Origin of the sequence: Fibrivirga algicola (assembly GCF_011742925.1) — a bacterium.
In the GTDB taxonomy this organism is placed as follows: domain Bacteria; phylum Bacteroidota; class Bacteroidia; order Cytophagales; family Spirosomataceae; genus Fibrella; species Fibrella algicola.
Genome location: NZ_WAEL01000002.1, coordinates 219,185 through 239,757 on the forward strand (window position 1 = coordinate 219,185; position 20,573 = coordinate 239,757).

Below are 20,573 nucleotides of genomic sequence, written 5' to 3' on the forward strand. Positions count from 1 at the left end.
AGCAACCCAACAATCCGCACTGTGCGGAGCAGGCATGCTAGAGAGGGCAAAATACCCTTAATCAACTGATTGGCGAACAAATGTCATTCCAAATAGTTCGTCGTCCGGAACTGGCCTGCCTTTTGTCATCGCGTAAGTGCAATTCAGCTATCATTGTCATGATTTATAAAACGATTATCACCTTAATTTATTCGCTTGCCGCCACCTCTGGCTTCTCGTTCCTGATCTCGTGGGCGTGCTCGTCGCCTACCGAAGCCACGTCGACCACGGTGACAAAAGAACCAACAGCAATAACGATCTCAACTGTTGATGCACACCCCGGTCTGAAGTTCGAGGCACCTGTTGAATACACCTACGCCAACGATGGCACCAACCGCATGTTCGTTATTGAACAGGCCGGGAAAATAAAGGTAGTCAATCAGGCCACAGGTGCTAAGTCAGCGGATACGTACCTGGACATTAAGAATAAGGTAGGGTACGGTGGTGAAATGGGCCTGCTGGGTCTGGCTTTTCACCCCAAGTTTAAAGAAAACGGTTTTTTCTACGTCAACTATACGAAGAATAACCCCCGCGAAACCGTGATCAGCCGCTTCAAGGCCAGCTCTGCCAACGCCAATCAGGTCGACCCCGCTTCGGAAGTTGTGCTGTTTACCTTTAAACAGCCCTATTCAAACCACAATGGCGGCAAAGTGGCATTTGGTCCCGACGGGTATTTATACATTGCCACAGGTGACGGCGGCAGCGGTGGTGACCCACAGAATAATGGTCAGAGCCGGACCACATTACTGGGTAAAATGCTGCGTATCGACGTGAACGGTACTGACAAAGGACAGTATGGCATTCCGGCCGATAATCCTTATAAAGGCAATAAAGACGGTTTCCGCGAAGAAATTTATGCGTATGGCCTGCGCAATCCCTGGCGGTTCAGCTTCGACAAGCAAGGTAAACTCTGGACAGGCGACGTTGGCCAAAATGAAATTGAGGAAATCGATATCGTCACGAAAGGCGGTAATTATGGCTGGCGGATTCGCGAAGGAAATGCGGACTTTAAACCCGGCGAAAAAGCGGCCACACCCGTAACAGAACCCGTTCACACCTACACTCATGCTAACGGTGACCTGTCGGTAACGGGTGGGTACGTCTATGAAGGAAAGGCTGTTCCGGCTCTGGCTGGCAAATACGTTTTCGCCGACTATGTGAGTGGTCGTGTCTGGGCCCTAACTCCTACTGGTACTAACAAGGCAACTAACCAGCTTATCTCCGAGCGAGTTGGCACAATCTCTGCCTTCGGCGAAGACCGAACAGGCGAATTGTATTTGTGTGATCACGCCGATGGAAAAATCCTTAAACTGACAAAATAAGATCCGAATCTGCCTACCCATTGGGTAGTTTCGGATCTTATTTTGTCAGTTTAATACAAACGCCCCTTTTGCATTGCCAAACGTACTGGCAGCAATAGGGGCGTTTTTTGTAGGGTAGTAACCTTCCTGCTACTCGTAGCTACTCTGTTGAGTTGCTTCTCCGATAGTGAAGGTGCTACGAACCAAGGCCCTACCAGTAACTAGTCGGCCGGTAACGCAGCTACTCACCCATACAGGTAACTGATGTGGATATAGAAGCGGAAAGCAATTGATCCACTACGCAAGGCGTTGGGATCCGTCGAAGTCCAAGCAAAACTATTCACTTGTTCGTTGGTAACTCTGAGTGACATATCCCTATTTTGTTCCTTATTTATTCCTTCTTTGTGTCCCACACCAACAAATTGACGCATATGACTGACAATGAAATGGTTGATCTTAGAGATGCCATCAGGAAGAAATATGAAGGATATAGGTTTGCAAAACCCGGTAAGTATCCACCAATTAAGTTTAATAGTTATCCTGCTCCGTATGAATACCTCCGTACATCCTTTAAAGAAGAGTTGCTCAGTCAGGGGCAAGCCGAAATGAAGGAGGCACTTACCACAATCCCCAGTATAAAAACGTTTGCCAAGATTTTCCATGATGGGTACGTTCTTAAAGATGAGAAAGCCATCACGACTTGCTGTTTATATGCGTGGGGTAGCCCAACGCCACCAACCACTGAGTCCAGCCATACTATAACTACAGCCACATCGACAACCCCGCTAGTACCGTCATATACCGATAAGCCTGCTGCACCTACTGTAAGCTGGATACTACGCAACAAGGCTTGGCTAGCCGGTATCGTCCTGTCTGCTGCTGCCGCAGTGTATGCAGCCAGACCATTTTTTGCTCGTATGTCTCCTCCGAGCGACTTACTGATTGACGATCCTTTACACGGGAAAATAGTGTCTCGGGAAGTGCTTGCTGTCGGTAGAGTGTCTAATGCCCGTAAAGTATGGATAGTGGTCCGTGCTGTAGGCGGTAGACGGTACTGGGTTCAACGGCCCATCGACGTCAATGATGATCATTCGTGGCGGGGCGTCATTTACATTGGAAGTTCAGATAAGGCAGATATTGGGGTACATTCACAGATACGTGCTTTTGTCAATCCTATTCACGAGCTAGCCGAAGAACAAGTACTCTACGCCTGGCCGGAAGCGGAACTGTCAACTCCTGTGGTGGAGGTAGTCAGGGGACTAAGCAATGAATGAGTTTTGTCACAGTGCCTTCATGTTCTGAAGCGGAATCCAGTTTACCGTACAGACAAGCTGTCAACAGAGATCAAGCTTCGTAAAGAAGTTTTCGATCCACAGTTGGTGGCAGCGATCCACGTCGCATTAGTTTTAGGGCCGCCAGATTGGCACCTGCCCCTGCGCATTCAGCAGGCGTGCAGCCGTCGAGCCAGGCAGTTAGGAAACCGGCCCAATACGCATCCCCGGCACCGGTAGCATCCACAACAGACAGTGGTTTACCTGGTATACGCACCACATTCTCACCCTGGTTAGTCGAGACAATGCTACCCTCAGCGCCCAGCGTCAGGCAAACCAGTTTGGCTCCCATCTTATGAAAGTCCTGACGTACCTGCTCGGGCGTCTGTGGGGAGCCGTAAAGCCGCTCAGCGTCATCTTCACTAAGCTTCACCAAGGCTCCCGACGCACAATAGTTGGTTAGCACTTGCCATGCGTTGTCGCGGTCGGGCCAAATGCTAGGGGCATAGTTAGCATCAATGCTGATCTGGGCTCCGGCAATGGAAGCCCGACGAGCGGCATCAATAATCGTTTCCTGGGCTGGACTACGGCTAAGCGCAAAACAGGTAGTGTGAAACAGCGCTACCTGATCGAGTAACTGGTCGGGCAGGTGCTCAGGCAAAATCATGCAGTCGGCGGTACGGTAAGCCACAAAGTCGGGGGTGCTCTTGGTGCGCGAGACCACTACAAGACTCGTTGGCTGGCTGGCGTGCACGCTGATATGGCTCACGTCGATGCCCGTTTCGGCTACTTTCTGCACCAGAAAACGGCCAATGCTGTCGTTGCCAACACAGGCTACCAACGCCGCCTGATTGCCAAGGCGAGCCATATTCGCCGCCATGTTAGCGGGGGAGCCACCCTGAAATCGGGTAAATTCAGCGGCATCAAACAGGCTTTCTGAGAACGTTTGTCCGATAAAATCGGCCAGTAATTCGCCGACTGACAGAATAAGTTGCTTTGACGTAAGGATCATAGGTATAGCAGGAACAAGGCCATTGAATGCGGATATATGAAGTTGAGGGTACGAAAATAGACTTGTTTTTAACGTACCTACCCTCGTTCCGAAAAAATAAACGGCAACGTACCCAGCGTTTTCAGGTAAGAAGTCGTCTCTGTCTGTATTACGATTTACTCGACAGATTATGAAAACGACAAACCAAGTACTGACAGCTATTCAGCGGGTGATTTTACTGAGCGTGCTGGTGGGGCTGGGCAGCCGCTGCACACAACAGGCCGTGGATAAACAAGCCGATGGCCCCTGCCGGATTAGGCAGATTGATGAGAAAGCAACGGTACAGCAAGCGAACAAGACACTCGAAGAAACGACTGATCAGACCATCTATGACTATGATAATCAGGGTCGGGTTAATCAGGTGGCCCGCCGGTATGAAAAACGGCTAGCTGGGCAGTCTGCCGTTGTGTACAGCTATGCCGAAACGGCCAGGTATGTCTATGACGCTGATGGGTTCATGACGGCGAAATCGTCAGAAGCCCGCTGGTCGCCCGGCGATAACCAGACAAGCACCAATACAAACACGTTGCAGTTTACCTACGCCTATACAAATGGCCGACTAACTCAGCAGGTTACGAACCGGACAAATCAGTATGGCCTGCAGACCAAAATCGTCAGCACCTACGCGTATGATGCAACTGGCTCGTTGCTCACAAAAACAGACGAAACAACGTACCCGGCAATTCCAGCGACCGCACCCGAAAAACCCACTTTCCCTGCTGGCGTCACCGCCGTATGGACATATCAGAATGGTAAGGCGGTTGATTTTGTAGAAAAGCAGGGTGGTACCGATGTACGTCCATACACCTTTCAGAACGGGCTTCTGCAAACGCAAACGGGGTCTAATTATCGGTCAGTTTTCACATATGATAGCCAGGGGCACTGGGTGAAACAGGAGTTTTGGGTGAATGGCCAATTATACTCGTCTACAGATTATACCTATGCTCAGGTCAAGTTACCCCCTGGCCTGAAGCCTGATAATTTCAAAGGATTTCCAGCGGTAGCGGACATAGCCGGCGTGGCTGGCGTCATGAACACGTCGGTCAATTACAACCTCTCGCCCACGGGAGTGCTTATGAAGTCTAGCAGTACGCAGGTTCAGCCTAAGTTGACGGGTGCGGGGTATCTACAATCATCCGATCAGGTAACCACTACCTACCAGAATGAGGCCGGTACAATCCTGAACCAGTTAGCAACCACCACGACTTACACGTACGACGGATCTTGTGACTAACGCCAAAGCCACAACCGAGAGCCTGATTGACGGATGCCGCCGGGGAAAAGAGGCAGCTATGAGCGCGTTTTATGAACGCTTCTATCCGTATGCGTTGTCGGTTTGTCTGGCCTATGCCGATAATCGTGAAGACGCCCGCGAATTGCTCAATGATGGGTTTATGAAGGTGTTCAGGCGGATCGGTGAGTTGAAAAATGAAGCCGCGCTGAATCCCTGGCTGCGCACGATCATGGTGAATACGGCCATTGACCAATACCGGCGAACAAAGCAGGCCCCTACCGTTTCGACCGAACAGATTGAGCAGGTTGTTGCCGAGCCTTACCAGAACGATGAGGCTATTCTGGCGCAGCTTTCTGCCGAACATATTCTGGCCGTAATTCACCGCCTGCCCTCAGCCTACCGCATGGTGTTCAGCTTGTACGTGCTGGAAGGTTTCTCGCATCGCGACATTGCCGACCAGTTGCACATCGCCGAAAGTACCTCGCGTGCCCACCTCACCGAAGCAAACCGGTTGCTACGCCGCGCACTGCTTTCACAAACGAATCTCCCCCATGAACAACACCGACGATAAACCGCTGCACGACTGGGTACGTCAGTCGCTGGAAGGCTACCAGCCAGCCTATAACCCGGAGGATTGGCTGCTGTTGCGTCGACAACTTCGGCGGCGGCGGTGGCGTACTGGCCTACTCGCAAGTTGTCTGCTGCTACTACTGGGAACCGGATACTTCATCGGCCTACATTCTGTTGACAGGCCAGCCAAGACTCGGCTAACCGTTCGGCATTCCGGTACGTTAGGCGCCATTTGCTCACCAAGCCGGGGAAATCATACTAGTCTCTCTTTCCCAAGACGGCAATTGGCCAGCGTGGCCCCGGCGAAAACAGCACAGAGGCCGCCAAGCACAACGCGGTCAGCAGAGCCCACTACCCACCATGAACAAATTGCAACAAGGTCCCCAATGGTTACTCAGATACGTTCCATTCAGCAAGTCGTCCAGCCCGATTTGCAATGGCCAGCGGTTACCTTTCGTACGCTGTCGCCAGTTGAAATAGCCCTGGAGGAAAAGTTGCTATCAGGCGACATTGGTGCCGATTCGACCGTGTTTGCGGCGCTGACCCGCAATTTGCGGCGCTGGCCCAACGCAGTCGTTGTTTGTGACCTTACAACCAGCATGGACGCTTTTGCGGCGCAGATCTATGCCTGGTTCCGTCACAACAGTAAGAGTCCCCAGATACAGGGCACGGTCTTCTTCACAGACTGCGATAGTTCAGGTCACGAGACCCGACCAAACGGACTACCGGGAATGTTCTTCGTTACCCGCGAACGTGATCCCCGCCGCGCTCTACCCACGCTACTGGCCGCTGCTCGCAACACGCTCAACAACCAGTTTGGCCCGGAGAATGTCGTGGAGGCCCTGCAATTTGCGCATCGGGAGTTTCCCAAGGCGCAGCACCTGATTCTCATTGCAGACAATGCAAGCAGCGTGAAAGACATGGCTCTATTGCCGGGCCTTAACGTACCTGTCCACGTCATCGCCTGCGATACGGAGCCCGGGCACGAGTACGCGTTTGAGCCGGGCCAGTTTCAAATTGCTCAACAGACCAATGGCAGCCTGCATACCCTTGATGATGATGTGGTGCCGGATCAGCTTACAAACAACGACTTTGTACGGGTAGGCTCAGCCTATTATAGGTACGTTTCCCGAAAAAAACGATTCGTGAAAACCAATTTCCAACACCGCCCGGTACGGTTGTTTGGTATCAACTGGTAAGTCTTCGATAGGTCATAAAAAAGGAGCCTGATCGACCGACCAGACTCCTTTTTTATGACCCACTGACGAACAACTAGACCGCGCGATTCTCTTTCACCAGGAAACAGGAGGCCGCCGCAGCCAGCATACATACGCCAGCCAGCACCAACGCATTCCGGGGGTCATCGCCCAGCAGCGTTTTATAAAAGAGTGGCACCGTGAGCATACCGATGAACTGCGGCACGCAGATAAAGCCGTTGAAAATGCCCATATACACACCCATCCGCTCTTTGGGAACAGCACTTGCCAGCAGCAGGTACGGCATCGACATAATGGATCCCCAAGCCAACCCAATCACCGACATACCTATGAGGTAGATCATTTTATCGTTTGAGGTCAGCGTCAGGAAGAAGCCAACCGCACCCAGACATAGGAACAGGGCGTGAGTGGCCCGTGCGCTGCCAATCGCTTTGGCGATACGCGGAATAAAGACGGAAATAATGGCACAGGTGATGCTGAACATGGCAAAGCAGAGGCCGCCCCACTTGGTACCCGCTTCAAAACCAGCCGGGTTCGACGTGGCATTGGGCGCATCGAACGCGTATTTGGCGACCGCCAGCGACAGGTATTGCCACATCAGCGGCAGGCCGTACCAGGTAAAGAATTTAACCCACCATAGCTGTTTCATTACTGTGGGCATCGACGACAGCGAGGCCAGCACTTCTTTGAAAACGGGCAGCATCAGCACCAGGTATCCACCAGCCATGACGCCTAGGCCCCATTTCAGTCCATTGGCCAGCCCGCCAGCGCCGTAGGCAAAAAAGAACGCCAACACAGCCGCTCCGACTGTTAGCGCCAGATGCCAGAACGAGATCGACTTTCTCTCTTCGTCCGTAAAAACGTGCGCTTTCTTGTAATCCTCATTAACGGGCGGGTATTCCTTGGTCGTGCGCATGGTCCAGAACACCGAAATCAGGATCGATGCGCCACCAATATAGAATGGATACCGTACTGAGTTAGGAATACCATTAGTCAGTTGTGATTCAGACATGACCATTGATATACCGATCAGAGGAAGCAGGTAAGGCATTACGTTAGCCAGCGTTTGCCCGAAGCCCACCATGAATGACTGTACGGCGAAACCTGTTGGTCGCTGTTTATCATTCAGCATGTCGCCCACAAAGGCGCGAAATGGTTCCATGGCCGAGTTCAGACCGGCGTCGAGCATCCACATTAGACCGGCGGCCATCCAGATCGATGACGAGTTGGGCATCAGAATCATGGCGATACTACCCACCAGCGCGCCAACCAACACAAATGGTTTCCGCCGCCCCCAGGTTGGTGACCAGCTCCGGTCAGATATTGCCCCAATGATTGGCTGTAGTAGCAGACCTGTAAGTGGCCCAGCGAGCCACAAACCAGGAATAGACGATTCATCAGCACCCAAATAGCGGTAAATAGGGCTCATGTTGGCTTGTTGCAGCCCAAAACCATATTGAATGCCTAAAAATCCGAAACTCATGTTCCAGATTTGCCAGAAGCTTAGGGTCGGTTTAGCAGGTGCTTGCGCGGTAGACGGTGCGCGTTCAGTTTGCATAGGTCTGTGTGTTGATCAGCACGTTACATTGTAACCGGAAATAGGTTGTCTGGCCGTGCCAATATGGTAACGAAATAAAGAACAATAATACACAGACCATTGCATGATTCGGCGAAGGAGTTGGGTTATTTTCTTACCTTAGAGGGTATTAATGAGGTTTTCTATTGTCTGGTGACAGGTTTAATCCAATCGCTGCCGAATTTCGTTTATTGATAGCCTACTGCCTAATTACGGCCTGTTTACCTGCTCATTATGTCGCTTTTTACGTTCGTTTTCTCACTTTGGCAGCTCACTACGGCTGTACCGTCTCCGGCCGATTCGGCCGTGGTGGTCAGGTCGGTGACACTGGTGGGCAATGCACGTACTCGCGACCGTATTGTGCTGCGCGAAATGGCCCTTCGCACCGGCGACACACTTCGCCGCACAGAACTGGACAAAAAAGTAGCCTGGGATCAGCGCAAGATCTGGAATACCAATCTGTTCATTTCTGTTGATATAGTAGCCGTAGAAGATACTACTGGCCCACTGGGGCATCGGCCTGTCGACGTAACGGTGACCATGAAAGAACGGTGGTACATCTTTGTGGTGCCCATTTTTGAACTGGCTGACCGTAATCTGAACGAGTGGTGGTACGACCGCGGCCGCGACCTGCGCCGAACCAACTACGGCCTCCGTCTCGACTGGAAGAACTTTACCGGCCGCAACGATAAACTGACGGCTGTAGCCCAGACGGGCTTCACTCCGAAATACATTCTGGCCTATGATCGCCCTTACATCGACAAGGCCCAACGAATTGGCGTCAATGCTGATTTCTACTACGCGACCAACCGCGAGATTGCTTACCGCCCGTTCCTCGACAAATGGGAATACATTCGACCGGCGGGACTGACCACCCTACGTACCCGTCTCACGACCAGCATCGCCGTAACGCGCCGCGATGGCTTCTATAATTTCCATGAGCTGGAAGCCCGCTACACCAACAATACCATTGCCGACACGGTAGCCCACCTTAATCCCGATTATTTTCTGGATGGACGCACCCGGCAGCAATTCCTTACTCTGACTTATAATTACCGGTACGACCGTCGCGATAATGTGGCCTATGCCCTTCAGGGTACGTTGTTGACGGCTTCGTTGTCGCACTCGGGCTGGTTGCCAAATGCCGACCTCACTCAAACTGATTTGCTTGTTGGTCTGAGCCGGTACTATCCTCTTGGTAAACGTTTTTTTGCCGCTAATACGTTGCGCCTGCGAAACGTATGGGCAACTCGCCAACCGTATTTTGGGATTCGGGGGTTGGGCGTGGGCGATGACGTTATTCGGGGATACGAGCTTTATGTCATTGAGGGTAACCGCTATGGAGTATTTCGCAATAACATCCGTTTCCGGCTATTCGACGTAAAAAAGGAGTGGAAATGGATTCCGATTCGGCAGTTTAGCACCGTTCCCATTGCTGCTTACCTATCGTTGATTGCCGACGCAGGGTACATTAACAGTACCATTGCCGAGAAGTACCAGAGCCGCCTGGCCAACCGATGGCTCTACAGCACTGGCCTTAGCCTCGATGTGGTAACGTATTATAACATGGTATTTCGGTTCAGCACGGTCATGAATGCACAGCGGGAAACGGGTTTTTTCCTCAACATCCAGCGCGAGTTGTAGTTTCGCGGTATGAAACGCCTTTTTGTCTCCGTCTGCCTTATTGGCTCTCTGGCTGCCTGTACAAGCCGCCAAACCAGCGATGCCACCAGCACCGATTCGGCCAGCACCGGCACCGTACCTACGGAAACGCCGGTCGCCGCAACACTTTCACCCACACTTACGAACCTGGGTCTCACCAGCAACCACGATTGGCGGCAGGTTAATTTGGGTGATGATTTCGCCGCCGCTAAAGCCACCGAAACTTCAGCCCCGTTTGAGCAGGATGCCGAACACGTTGGCTACTCGCAGGAATTTGATAACCTCGAATCGGTAGACCACCAGTATTTTCAGTCGGGAAATAAAGTTAGCAGCATCCAGGTCGATTTTTACCTGAACAGTGCTGCCGCCGTGAAAACGTATCAGCAGGAGCTGACCACGTACCTGACAGCGCGCTACGGTGCCCCTGTTACAGGTACGTCTTGGAAAAACGGCAGCGTAACGCTGAAAGACGTCTCGAAAGGGAAAGACTTTGGGCTAAAACTAGTGATCAAAGGATAAAAGAGGCGCTATAACACAGAGGCCCAGCGAGTGGTACTAAGTGCTTCTGAAGAAATGAAAGCACTTAATACCACTCGCTGGGCCTCTGTGTTATAGCGCCTCTTCTTAACTCTCTATTTTGGGAACGTGATCCGGAAAGTGGTACCCTGCCCCATTTCGCTATCAACGTCGATATGACCACGGTGGCTGGTCACAATATTCTGAGTGGCGGTCAGACCCAGCCCCATGCCGCTTTGTTTCCCCGTAAAGAAGGGATCAAACAGCCGCTGAATGTTTTCGGGAGCAATACCGCTGCCATTATCGCGGATAACCACGCAAACCTGCGTATCGTCAATACAGGAAGTATCGATCCAGAGTTTACCCTGGCCAGGTTCCATTGCCTCTACTGCGTTGATGAGGATATTGGTCAACGCCATACGTACCTGCTCGAGGTCGAGCGGGGCAGTGCAGTCGTCGGTTGAGTAGTTAGTTGTCAGCTGCATTTGCTTCAGCTTAATCCGATCGGTTACAAACCCGAGCGTATCTTTTACTACATCGTTCAAATCCTGCGGCTTACGATCCAGCTCACGGGGCTTCGACGAATTGAGCATATCAGTGATCAGGGTGCTGATTCGCTCTACGTTACGACCGATGATATCTGTGTACAGTTCTGTCTCCTCCTGATTGTCACCCAGTTCATCGCGCAGTTGATCGAGCGCCAGGCTCAGATTGGTCAGCGGATTCCGGACTTCATGGGCTATGCTGCGGGCCAGTTTACCCGTCATAGTCAGCTTCTCAGCAATGATCAACTCCTGTTGGGCTTTCTTCTGCTCGGTAATGTCACGCACTATGCCCTGGTACCATACCGGACGGCCAGCGGCATCGTCAACGGCCCAAACCGAGATCAAACAGATGCGTTTACGCCCTTCCTTGCTGACAATGGTAGTCTCGAAATCTTTAATCTGATTAAACTCCCGTACCGAGAACCGCAGTTGGCGCAACGCATCGAGTCGGTCGAATAAGCGGGCGGGGTTTATCTGCAACAGTTCATCACGACTGTATCCCAGCAGTTTTTCTACCGATGGGTTTACATCGCGGAAGTGCATATGGCTATCGGCCACAAAAATGGCATCGAACGAACGTTCGAATAACGACCGGTATTTCTTTTCCTGTTCAACCGATTTGGCCAGTGATTCGGCCTGTCGAAGGGCGTAACGCACACTGCGTCCCAGCAATTGCGCGTCAATTCGGCCTTTTACCAAGTAGTCAGACGCACCGATAGCCATAGCCGAATAATCGATCGATTGATCGTCCTGGCCTGTTAACAGAATCATGGGTGCCTGACACCCCGCGTCTGTTGCTTCCTGAATAAGGTCAATACCTGTTCGCTCTCCTAAGCGATAATCGATCAGGTAAACGTCGTATTCGTTGGCCGTAATCCGCTCAAACGCTTCATCATACCCTTCAACCCAATCGAGACGAAGGTTACGATTTTCGGGCTGGCTCATCAGCGTACGAGTCAGGATGTAGTCATCTTCATCGTCCTCAACCAGCAACACGCGAATAATGGTTGGTTTATCAGTCACGTTGGGGGCTGGCAGGATGGCGGCAGTATTCATAAGAGTGTGTCGAGTAAACTAAAGTAGCTTATGCAATCTCGGAGTGCACTGGTCCTGCACCCCCACAGCAAGTCTGTTAATCTGGAAGCTGTACGGTTTCCAGCCAATAGTATTTGAGCGAGCTAACCACTTCAACAAGCCGATTGAAATTGCTGGGCTTTACTATATATGAATTAACCCCAATGTCGTACGTCTTGAATACATCGCCGTTTGATGTAGACGTTGACATCACCACCACAGGTAACCGACGCAACCCTTTGTTGCCACGAATTTCAGCTAAAGCCTGAAATCCATTTTTACGGGGCATATTCAAATCGAGCAAAATCAGACTGGGTAGTGGTGCATTTTCAGCAGTGAAGCCGTTCTGACGTGTGAGATAGTTCATCAAGTCTTCCCCATCTTCAACAAATTTGACGTCATGACGGAACCCGTTGTGGCGGAGCGCCTCGATCATGAACAGTCGATCATCGGCGTCATCGTCGGCAATCAGAATTGTCTTAACTGTGGTTATCGTAGCGTTCAACATGCAAAAAGGTCAGTCTGTGTTCTTGTCTTAGAAGCTAAGTTACCTCGAAGTTCGGATTAGCTCTATCGAAGTTAAACACAAATAGTTGTAATAGATAAGTTATAGTGTTGCCACTTTAGCCCGAAAGTGTGGAAACCTATCCGCACCTAGTAGATTCATTGGTATGTCGTTTAATCAATGAAGTACAATTCTACAAGTCACCAATCGACTGTATAACAGCTGATTGACATATACAAACCTTACAGAATTCATAAACTGGCATAGAATTGTCTTTAGGTTTTCGTGAAGCTATAGTTCATTACGCTTTATCCGACTTTCACAAAAATCGTTCACAACGTCATGAAAACATCAATCACAACACTCGCAGTAGCTCTTCTTGCAGCTGTTGGCGTTATCACTTCAGGACCAGCCGCACAAGCACAGAGCCGGGTACGTACCGGTATAAAAGGTGGCTTATCTGCCAGCACACTGCAATTCAACGAAGTTGATTTTTCGAATCGGAAAGAACGCATCGGTTTTCACGCTGGCGTGTTTACTCAAATACCAGTTGGCTCTGCGTTTGCTATTCAACCAGAGCTTCTTTACGTAAACAAAGGGGCTTCGTCGGGGTACAGAACGCTGGGTCAAGACAGTCGCGCTTCGTTTAACCTTAATTATATCGATCTACCAGTGCTAGCTACGTTTAAGTTGGGAGATGCCGTTGAAATTCAAGCAGGTCCTTATGCGGGTTATCTGCTTAATTCAGGCGTAAGCAACACAGGCGGCGTTCTGGGCAACTCAGCTATTAATTTCAACGCAGATCAATTCAACCGGGTTGATTATGGTCTTGCCGGTGGTTTAAACGTATACTTCGGTCAGGTATTGCTAGGTCTGCGCTACACACAGGGTTTACAACAAATTGCCAACACTACTGCTTCTAGAGCAGTATTCAGTAACGCTAAAAACGGAGTTGGTTTGCTGTCTATCGGCTACAGCTTTAATTAAATATTACGGGTTTCTGTTTCAGGTGATTTACCTGAAACAGAAACCTCGCTTATAGATGAATATCGTACGCTTTCAACTTGTTGTACAACGTTTTGCGGTCGATGTTCAGGACTTCAGCAGCCTTCGTTTTGTTGTATCCCGTTTTCTCAAGGACTTTCAGAATGGCAGCTCGTTCGGCGCTTTCTGACACTGACTTCAGATTGCCGCCCTGTGATGGTTGTTGCATAATTGGCGGCGACCCAGGACGAATGGCATCAACCACAAACCCAGCTGATTCTTCAGCCGATATGTAAGTAGGCGACACAATTTCATGGGGTAGTACATCAACCGTTATATAGTCTCCCTGCGTAAGTAGCACGGCCCTTTTCACTACGTTCTGCAATTCACGTAGATTGCCGTGCCAATAGTAGTCTTTGAATTTCTCTCTAGCCTCTTCATCAAAGCCGATTACATCCTTTTCCAACTGTCGATTGGCAATCTCCAGAAAGTGTTCGGCAAACATCATAATGTCGGCACGTCGCTCACGCAACGCAGGCAAATCAATTCTAAATTCGTCGAGCCGGTGGAATATGTCTTCTCGAAAACGCCCTTGACGAACTGCATCGCGCAGGTCTTCATTAGTAGCGCACAGAATACGAACATCTACGCTAATATCGCTGTTGCCGCCTACCCGCTTAATCTTACGTTCCTGAAGTACACGTAGTAACTTAATCTGATTTTCGTAAGATAAGTTACCGATCTCATCGAGGAACAGGGTGCCACCAGTGGCGTATTCAAAACTGCCCATCTTGTCAGACGTAGCACCAGTGAACGCTCCCTTCACATGGCCAAACAATTCGCTTCCAGCCAACTCCTTCGATAAGGCTCCACAGTCGATGGCTACAAATGGCTTGCTGGCGCGCTTGCTACTCAAATGGATTGCATTGGCTACAAATTCTTTACCCGTCCCCGTCTCACCGGTAATGATTACCGACATGTTGGTGGGAGCAATCAACTCAATATGTTTCTGTAATTGCTCGGCAGCCCGGCTCTTCCCAAAAATGAATCGCTTTCCATTGGGAGCCAATTCATTCTTGCCAGCCCGTTGCGCCTTAGGCGTAATTACCTTTTCAGGTTCAGCCACCACTTCTGGTGCTGCCTTGGTAGTTACTGCACTCTTCTTATCAAGTGCTCCTTTGATTGTATACAGGATCTCATCGGGCAGCAGGGGCTTAGTGACATAATCGAACGCACCATATTTGAGCGCCTGCACAGCAATACGAACGTCAGAATAGCCAGTAATGATGATAACAGCCGTATTCGGACTCAGAACTTTGATGCGACGTAGCATCTCCAATCCGTCTGTATCTGGTAGTTTAAAATCGCATATTACCAAATCATACGATTCTTTCCGGAGCAGCAGCAGCCCGTCTTCACCTCGTTGTGCTGATGCCGTTTTGTATTTCTGTTTGGTCAGAAAACGTTCCAGCAGCACACAGATGTCATTATTATCGTCGATGATCAGGATTTTTTCCATAGAAAATACCCGATCCGGCTAGCAGCGCCGTCTCGGGGTGGCAGGAATGGTGGAAAGGCTATCGGTGTACTGAAACTGCGTTACAAAAAGTTACACAGTTATAAACAACATCGTGTAGATAAAGGTGCGGTTAAACCTGTATAGACTCTAACGCCTGTTCGACAGTTTTTCGGGTAAACGGTTTACCCATAAAATAATCAGCTCCCTGATCACTGGCCCGCTTTCGCTCAGCCATACCATCAAAAGCACTGATCATAACCACCTTTGGGCTACCCATGATAGATACCTCCCCAGTTTTTATGACTGGCAACAAATCGAAACCAATGCCGTCAGGAAGGTTCAGATCTAAGAATATTGCATCGAAATGCTGGCGACTCAGGCATTGACGGCCCTCTTCCAGATAATGCGCGCATGTTGGGTGATACCCCAGTCGGCGAAGCAATCCGGATAGCAGCAGGCAGATATCAGCCTCGTCGTCTACTATCAAAACGTGCTTCGTAGTTGTCATATTGGAATTAATGGCCGGTCTGAAGGTATAATTAGTTACCGAACCCCCTACTCTTGCACCATTCATAATAAGTTTTTATAAATTTTATGTCTTTGCTGTCAGCGTATTACTATAAAATATAATGCCTGATTTACGCTCGTGCACTAATTAGATGCCTGTGCATTGATAAACAGCCCGTAGAGAAGCAGTTAGCTATGTTAATAGTCTGCAAGCATTAACGCCCGTATCCAAGCTCATTTGGTAGTATGGGGAAAAGTGTGGATTTGTTGCCTATGTAACCCCATCACATTGGGGAATAATCTCCACAACATACCGTCATTTTCTTGAACAGGCATAAAACAATAAAAGGCCATTTACATACGTATGTGCCTCATTTTCATTCCCTGGAGGCCTATACTGATGTTACTAACTGTGACAGACAGTAAAATGGCACGGAATTTTCGAAAGGGATAGACAGAATGCAACTTACGCTTTCTGATTTACTCAACAACACGAACGTTATGGGAAATTTGCTATACACCATTGCTGTGATACTAATCATCATTTGGGCACTCGGTTTCTTTGGATTCGGTAGCTTCGGAATGGGCGGTCTAATTCATGCTTTATTGGTTATAGCAATCATAGCGGTCCTGTTCCGGCTGATTAGTGGACGTGGCGTCTGATACAATACGTTGACGATGTAGTTCACTAATCCAACAGGCCACTTCAACATTGATTCTAAACAGTGGTACGTTTAGGTTTGGTAAGGGTTAGCCCTTATGGTTTCATTTTAGGTTAAGTACAAGTTACGGTGGGTACGGAATCCCTGCGTCAGTTTGAACGCAGGGATTTTTATTGTTCTATAGGCTGAAACGTCTATAAAAATAGTCCCGATTGTGTAAAGTCACGTTTAGATGACTTTACACAATCGGGACTATTTTTATAGACGTTTCAGACCTGTTACAAACTCATCATCTCTTTAAAACGGATCGCCTGACGTCGACTGATCTCGATCTTATCATTGCTTCCTCGCAGCGTAACCAGTAACCCGCCACTGAACCAGGGTTCAATCTTATCAATCCACTGCAAGTTGATAATGTGCTTGCGGTTAGCCCGGAAATAGGTAGTCGGGTCGAGCCGATCTTCAAGAGCGTTTAGCGACTTCAGCACCAATGGTTTCTGATCGTCGAAATAGAGCCGTACGTAGTTACCCATCGATTCAAAAAGCCGCACTTTACCCAGCTTGACGAACCAGCACTTCTCGCCGTCTTTTACAAATACCTGGTCCGACTCGCCCAGCAGCTTGGTATGGTCTTTAACGGCATCGGGTCGTTCGGTTACCGTGCTTTGGTGTAGTTCTTCCTCTACACGGTGAATGGCCTCACTAAGCCGCGACAGATCGACAGGCTTTAGCAGGTAATCGAGCGCGTTGAATTCAAACGCTTTGATGGCGTATTCGTCATAAGCCGTTGTAAACACTACCTCAGGTGCTTTGCCTTCTATAGCCTGTAACAATTCAAACCCGTTTTTTCCCGGCATCTGAATATCCAGAAACAACAAGTCGGGCTGGAGATCGTCGATCATTGGTAAGGCTTCGTCAGCATTGGCGGCTTCACCGACAATATCGACTTTCGGGAAGTTCTCGAGCAGGCGGCGCAGTTCGTTGCGGGCCAGTCGTTCATCATCGATGATAATAGTTCTCATGTGGAAAAGGGAAATTGACCGCTACTCGTGACCGATTCACTGAGTGACGGTTTCTCGTTCGGGGTTAAAGATGCTGTCAGACTGTTGAGGAACCTGCACATTGGCGACTACAATACCGGGCGATTCCTGCTCGATGGTAAAGCTGCCCGCCGAGCCATAAAGCAGATCGAGCCGTTGCGATGTATTTTTCAGGCCGAAGCCGCCCGAGGCTAGCTTATCGCCCAATGTACCTGTGTTTCGGATGCGGATATGAAGTTCATCACGCCCCGATGTTCCAGTAACGATGCGACCCACCAGTTCAACGAAACCACCATTAACGGCCTTGGAAACACCGTGTTTAATGGCGTTTTCGACCAACGTCTGTAACATCATAGGCGGCACTTGCCAATAGTTGGCTTGCGGATCAACGGAGACACGACAATCGAGACGTTCTTCGTAGCGTACTTTTTCCAACGCCAGGTAATCCTGTACCGTTTTTATCTCTTCGCGTAGTTCAACGGTTTTGCGCCGGTCAGCCAACAACGAATTTCGGAGGATGTTTGACAGCTGCGTGATGCCCAACTGTGCCTTTTGCGGATTCTCATGTACCAACGCCCGAATACTGTTCAAGGCATTGAACATAAAGTGCGGATTCAGTTGCGATCGCAGGACTTTAGCTTCCGTTTCCCGGATCGACGATTTCAGCAAAATCTTTTCGATCTCGGCTTGCCGGGTACGTTCCACGTAGTGGTAGGCGGTGTAACTCAATACCCAGGCCAGCATGGTCTTCACCCAGCTTACCATAGTAGCCATGAAAAACGATAACCCGTGTAGCTGCTGATTCATGATCAGTTCCAGGTCTACAGGTACGTTGATGATCGACATGATAAAGGCCAACACTACCACCGATGCCAGTACGCGGGGGACCAGTTGGAAGAAAGGTAAACGCACCCACTTCCACCGCTGGATGGTAAGGCGGTACAAATGCGTAAGGCTGATGCCCAGCATGATATCGGCAAGGGCCAGATAGAACACTTCCGGAATAAAGCCATCATCGATCCAATAGATGATGAAATCGACCATGATGAGCAGTGTCCAGCCGACGATCTGGCAAAACCAGTATATGCGTTGTTTCGACATGCAGTTGGAGAAAAACCTATAATAGGCTTATCAACGAAACTACATAAGAATGCCTTAAATGAGGCCTTGTTTGTGGGAAACCGCTTTATGTGTGGATAAACCGCAAGCTATACGGGATGAATGGTAGTAGCCGATTAAGAACGACAAACAACGGACTAAAAACTATTCACTGCCAGTAAATGGGCCGTATCATTGGCGACATCGAGCGTGAATAAACCTGTTTCTGATTGATGCGTTAGCTTATACAAACACAAGTTACTATGCTCAAATTCGTCCATACGGGCCAGGGGCTTATCCAGGAGCCAGGAGAGTAAAATGCGCATTGCCCGGCCATGCATAGCCACCAATACGGGTGACTCGTCGGCCTGCGCCAGTATGTAATCGATGGCGGGACGCTGACGGGCCACCACTTGCTCAGGACTTTCGCCCTGCTCAGTTGGCAATGCGGTATTACCGGCCGACCAGTTTTCGATCAGGTTCCGGTAATAGTCATCGTCGAGCGTATTAGGAATCTTGCCTTCCATGATACCCCAGCTGATTTCATTGAGCCCGGATAGTTTTTCGTAGGCAATACCCAACTCAATGAATGGTTCAACAGTCTGGTAAGTACGTATCAGCGTTGAGGTATAAATTTTGGCAAACGGCACATGTTGGTAAGCCTGAAAAAATGCCATTGCCTGCGCCCGGCCCATATCGTTCAGATCGGCGTCGACACCACTGCCCTGCACAATGCCACGGCGGTTGTAGTCGGTTTCACCATGGCGAATTATATAAATGTCTTTACGTGCCAAAGCAGTTGGTGTTACTAGTCAGGTACCCTAATTTGGGTGCAAAATTACAGATAAATCAGCGCATTATGAAGTCTCCACTGACCTTAGAAAGCTTAATCGCCCTTAATAAACAGTCCATTGTAGGCCACCTTGGCATCGAGTTTCTGGAGGCCACTGAAGAGTACGTAACCGCCCGAATGCCAGTCGATGAACGTACCCATCAGCCCTTTGGCATCCTACATGGTGGCGCCTCGGTAGTACTGGCCGAATCATTGGGTAGTGTGGCCTCGGTGCTTCGTCTCAGCGACCCCATTACGCAGCGGGCGGTAGGGCTGGAGATCAATGCCAACCATATCCGGTCGGTTAGCTCGGGTTGGGTCTACGGGAAATGTACGCCTATTCACCTCGGCCGCACCACGCACGTGTGGGACATTCGCATCACTGATGAGCAGGAACGCCTTGTTTGCATCAGCCGCCTGACCATCGCTATCATTCAAGCGAAGGCCTGATTGTACTCATCGATCAAGCTGATTCAAAAAAAACAACGAATTCTACGAGATCTCGTCAGCCGACTACCGCAATGCGGGCAAGTGGCTGGTCATGTTCTGATGGCCTAAAGACTTCATCTTCGTTTGTCCAATCGAGAGCACTGAGTTCAACAAAAAATTTGACGATTTCGAAGATCGCGATACAATGATGAGTGGTGCTTTGACCGACAGCGAGTTCGTGCACCTAGCCTGGCGCAAGAACCACGATGATCTGCGTGGTCTGAAATTTCCAATGCTGGCCGACACTTCGGCCAGTGACGCCGAAGTGTTGGGTATTCTCGAGGCCAACGAGAAAGTAGCCTATCGCGTGACCTACATCGTTGACCCGCAGGGTATCGTTGCTGGGTAAACGTGAATGACCTGTCTGTTGACCGGAACGTGAACGAAGTACTTCGCGTACTTGACGCAGTGCAAACTGACGAGCTTTGCCTCTGCCATTGGGTAAAAGGTGAAGCAACAATCAACGCGTAACATGACTATCACCCGCACTGATACTGCCACGGCGACCCTAACTAATCTGGGCTTGACGCGAGCGCCGAGTTTCCCGTGCTCGATTCACTGGGCGACAACAAGTACCTGCGTGATCTGAAAATCAACGTAGGCAGCCAGCAACTGATGGCTAAAGAAAGCCGCTTACTCGCGCTGTCGATAGCGGTCAATGAAAAGTAAAAGCCCCTGATCGATGCGTTCTCGGCCGCTGCGCTAGAGGCAGGTGCCACCAACACCGAAGTAGCCGAAACACTAGCCTGCACTTCGCTGCTGAGCACAAACAACATTTATTACCGCTTCCGGCACTTCGTCGACAAAGACATGTACACTAATGCACAAGCCGGTATCCGGATGAGCATTATGATGGCGCCAGTGCTGGGCAAAGAGTTTTT

General features: G+C 49.9%; 21 protein-coding genes. 12 read left to right on the forward strand and 9 right to left on the reverse strand.

Translation table 11 applies throughout. The features are described 5' to 3' along the window. Positions 1 to 158: 158 nt before the first annotated feature. Both F7231_RS06155 and F7231_RS06160 read left to right on the forward strand, forming a co-directional pair. Entirely contained in the window at positions 159 to 1,361 is a 1,203-nt protein-coding gene (locus tag F7231_RS06155; protein WP_166691302.1) for a PQQ-dependent sugar dehydrogenase, read from the forward strand. A gap of 410 nt (positions 1,362 to 1,771) precedes the next feature. Continuing rightward, positions 1,772 to 2,614 carry a hypothetical protein gene (locus F7231_RS06160; protein WP_166691303.1) on the forward strand — a complete coding sequence of 281 codons (843 nt, stop codon included), beginning with the start codon at positions 1,772 to 1,774 and terminating at the stop codon, positions 2,612 to 2,614. Positions 2,615 to 2,684: 70 nt separating this feature from the next. Here F7231_RS06160 and F7231_RS06165 read toward each other — a convergent pair whose 3' ends face one another. After that, positions 2,685 to 3,623, reverse strand: coding sequence for a carbohydrate kinase family protein (locus F7231_RS06165; RefSeq protein ID WP_085412367.1), 939 nt, complete (start codon positions 3,621 to 3,623; stop codon positions 2,685 to 2,687). A 169-nt stretch (positions 3,624 to 3,792) separates the two neighbouring features. Between F7231_RS06165 and F7231_RS06170 the strand changes: the two genes are divergently transcribed. The 3 genes from F7231_RS06170 to F7231_RS06180 are packed head-to-tail and all read left to right on the forward strand — an operon-like array spanning position 3,793 to position 6,665. Next, positions 3,793 to 4,896 carry a hypothetical protein gene (locus F7231_RS06170; RefSeq protein WP_166691304.1) on the forward strand — a complete coding sequence of 368 codons (1,104 nt, stop codon included), beginning with the start codon at positions 3,793 to 3,795 and terminating at the stop codon, positions 4,894 to 4,896. Beyond that, complete coding sequence (locus F7231_RS06175; RefSeq protein WP_166691305.1) at positions 4,889 to 5,467, forward strand: RNA polymerase sigma factor; 579 nt, start codon at positions 4,889 to 4,891, stop codon at positions 5,465 to 5,467. Before F7231_RS06170 ends, F7231_RS06175 begins: the two co-directional genes overlap by 8 nt. After that, positions 5,448 to 6,665 carry a hypothetical protein gene (locus F7231_RS06180; protein WP_166691306.1) on the forward strand — a complete coding sequence of 406 codons (1,218 nt, stop codon included), beginning with the start codon at positions 5,448 to 5,450 and terminating at the stop codon, positions 6,663 to 6,665. Before F7231_RS06175 ends, F7231_RS06180 begins: the two co-directional genes overlap by 20 nt. Positions 6,666 to 6,738: 73 nt before the next feature. Here the strand turns inward: F7231_RS06180 and F7231_RS06185 are convergent, their stop codons facing one another. Further along, positions 6,739 to 8,241 (reverse strand): MFS transporter, encoded by a 1,503-nt coding sequence (locus F7231_RS06185; RefSeq protein ID WP_085412363.1) that lies wholly within the window; start codon positions 8,239 to 8,241, stop codon positions 6,739 to 6,741. A 252-nt stretch (positions 8,242 to 8,493) separates the two neighbouring features. Between F7231_RS06185 and F7231_RS06190 the strand changes: the two genes are divergently transcribed. Both F7231_RS06190 and F7231_RS06195 read left to right on the forward strand, forming a co-directional pair. Continuing rightward, entirely contained in the window at positions 8,494 to 9,903 is a 1,410-nt protein-coding gene (locus tag F7231_RS06190; RefSeq protein ID WP_085412362.1) for a BamA/TamA family outer membrane protein, read from the forward strand. Between the two features lie 9 nt (positions 9,904 to 9,912). Next, positions 9,913 to 10,440, forward strand: a complete 528-nt coding sequence (locus F7231_RS06195; RefSeq protein WP_166691307.1) for a hypothetical protein — start codon at positions 9,913 to 9,915, stop codon at positions 10,438 to 10,440. Positions 10,441 to 10,553: 113 nt separating this feature from the next. On the opposite strand, the gene F7231_RS06200 is transcribed toward F7231_RS06195, so the two are convergent. Together F7231_RS06200 and F7231_RS06205 are read right to left on the reverse strand one after the other, a co-directional pair. After that, positions 10,554 to 12,038 carry a hybrid sensor histidine kinase/response regulator gene (locus F7231_RS06200; RefSeq protein ID WP_085412360.1) on the reverse strand — a complete coding sequence of 495 codons (1,485 nt, stop codon included), beginning with the start codon at positions 12,036 to 12,038 and terminating at the stop codon, positions 10,554 to 10,556. Positions 12,039 to 12,114: 76 nt separating this feature from the next. Beyond that, positions 12,115 to 12,564: a response regulator gene (locus F7231_RS06205; RefSeq protein ID WP_085412359.1), complete on the reverse strand. Its 450-nt coding sequence runs from the start codon at positions 12,562 to 12,564 to the stop codon at positions 12,115 to 12,117. Positions 12,565 to 12,903: 339 nt separating this feature from the next. Here F7231_RS06205 and F7231_RS06210 point away from each other — a divergent pair, with 339 nt between their 5' ends. Further along, a complete protein-coding gene (locus F7231_RS06210) occupies positions 12,904 to 13,548 on the forward strand; it encodes a porin family protein (protein WP_085412358.1) in 645 nt (214 codons plus the stop codon). Between the two features lie 49 nt (positions 13,549 to 13,597). Here the strand turns inward: F7231_RS06210 and F7231_RS06215 are convergent, their stop codons facing one another. Both F7231_RS06215 and F7231_RS06220 read right to left on the reverse strand, forming a co-directional pair. After that, positions 13,598 to 15,064: a sigma-54-dependent transcriptional regulator gene (locus tag F7231_RS06215; RefSeq protein ID WP_085412357.1), complete on the reverse strand. Its 1,467-nt coding sequence runs from the start codon at positions 15,062 to 15,064 to the stop codon at positions 13,598 to 13,600. Positions 15,065 to 15,194: 130 nt separating this feature from the next. Beyond that, positions 15,195 to 15,551, reverse strand: a complete 357-nt coding sequence (locus F7231_RS06220; RefSeq protein ID WP_229369685.1) for a response regulator — start codon at positions 15,549 to 15,551, stop codon at positions 15,195 to 15,197. 521 nt (positions 15,552 to 16,072) lie between these two features. On the opposite strand from F7231_RS06220, the gene F7231_RS06225 reads away from it, so the two are divergent. Further along, positions 16,073 to 16,234: a lmo0937 family membrane protein gene (locus F7231_RS06225; RefSeq protein WP_157510596.1), complete on the forward strand. Its 162-nt coding sequence runs from the start codon at positions 16,073 to 16,075 to the stop codon at positions 16,232 to 16,234. Between the two features lie 277 nt (positions 16,235 to 16,511). Here F7231_RS06225 and F7231_RS06230 read toward each other — a convergent pair whose 3' ends face one another. The 3 genes from F7231_RS06230 to F7231_RS06240 form a co-directional block, all read right to left on the reverse strand. After that, positions 16,512 to 17,255 carry a LytR/AlgR family response regulator transcription factor gene (locus tag F7231_RS06230; protein ID WP_085412355.1) on the reverse strand — a complete coding sequence of 248 codons (744 nt, stop codon included), beginning with the start codon at positions 17,253 to 17,255 and terminating at the stop codon, positions 16,512 to 16,514. Between the two features lie 36 nt (positions 17,256 to 17,291). Continuing rightward, a complete protein-coding gene (locus F7231_RS06235; protein ID WP_085412354.1) occupies positions 17,292 to 18,374 on the reverse strand; it encodes a sensor histidine kinase in 1,083 nt (360 codons plus the stop codon). 155 nt (positions 18,375 to 18,529) lie between these two features. Then, entirely contained in the window at positions 18,530 to 19,165 is a 636-nt protein-coding gene (locus tag F7231_RS06240) for a histidine phosphatase family protein (RefSeq protein WP_085412353.1), read from the reverse strand. A gap of 65 nt (positions 19,166 to 19,230) precedes the next feature. Between F7231_RS06240 and F7231_RS06245 the strand changes: the two genes are divergently transcribed. The 3 genes from F7231_RS06245 to F7231_RS27585 all read left to right on the forward strand — a co-directional run bounded on the left by F7231_RS06245 (position 19,231) and on the right by F7231_RS27585 (position 20,361). After that, entirely contained in the window at positions 19,231 to 19,653 is a 423-nt protein-coding gene (locus F7231_RS06245; protein WP_166691308.1) for a hotdog fold thioesterase, read from the forward strand. Positions 19,654 to 19,783: 130 nt separating this feature from the next. Next, positions 19,784 to 20,041: a redoxin domain-containing protein gene (locus F7231_RS27890; RefSeq protein WP_445451887.1), complete on the forward strand. Its 258-nt coding sequence runs from the start codon at positions 19,784 to 19,786 to the stop codon at positions 20,039 to 20,041. A 197-nt stretch (positions 20,042 to 20,238) separates the two neighbouring features. Then, positions 20,239 to 20,361 (forward strand): hypothetical protein, encoded by a 123-nt coding sequence (locus tag F7231_RS27585; RefSeq protein WP_262889643.1) that lies wholly within the window; start codon positions 20,239 to 20,241, stop codon positions 20,359 to 20,361. The last annotated feature ends 212 nt before the right edge of the window (positions 20,362 to 20,573 follow it).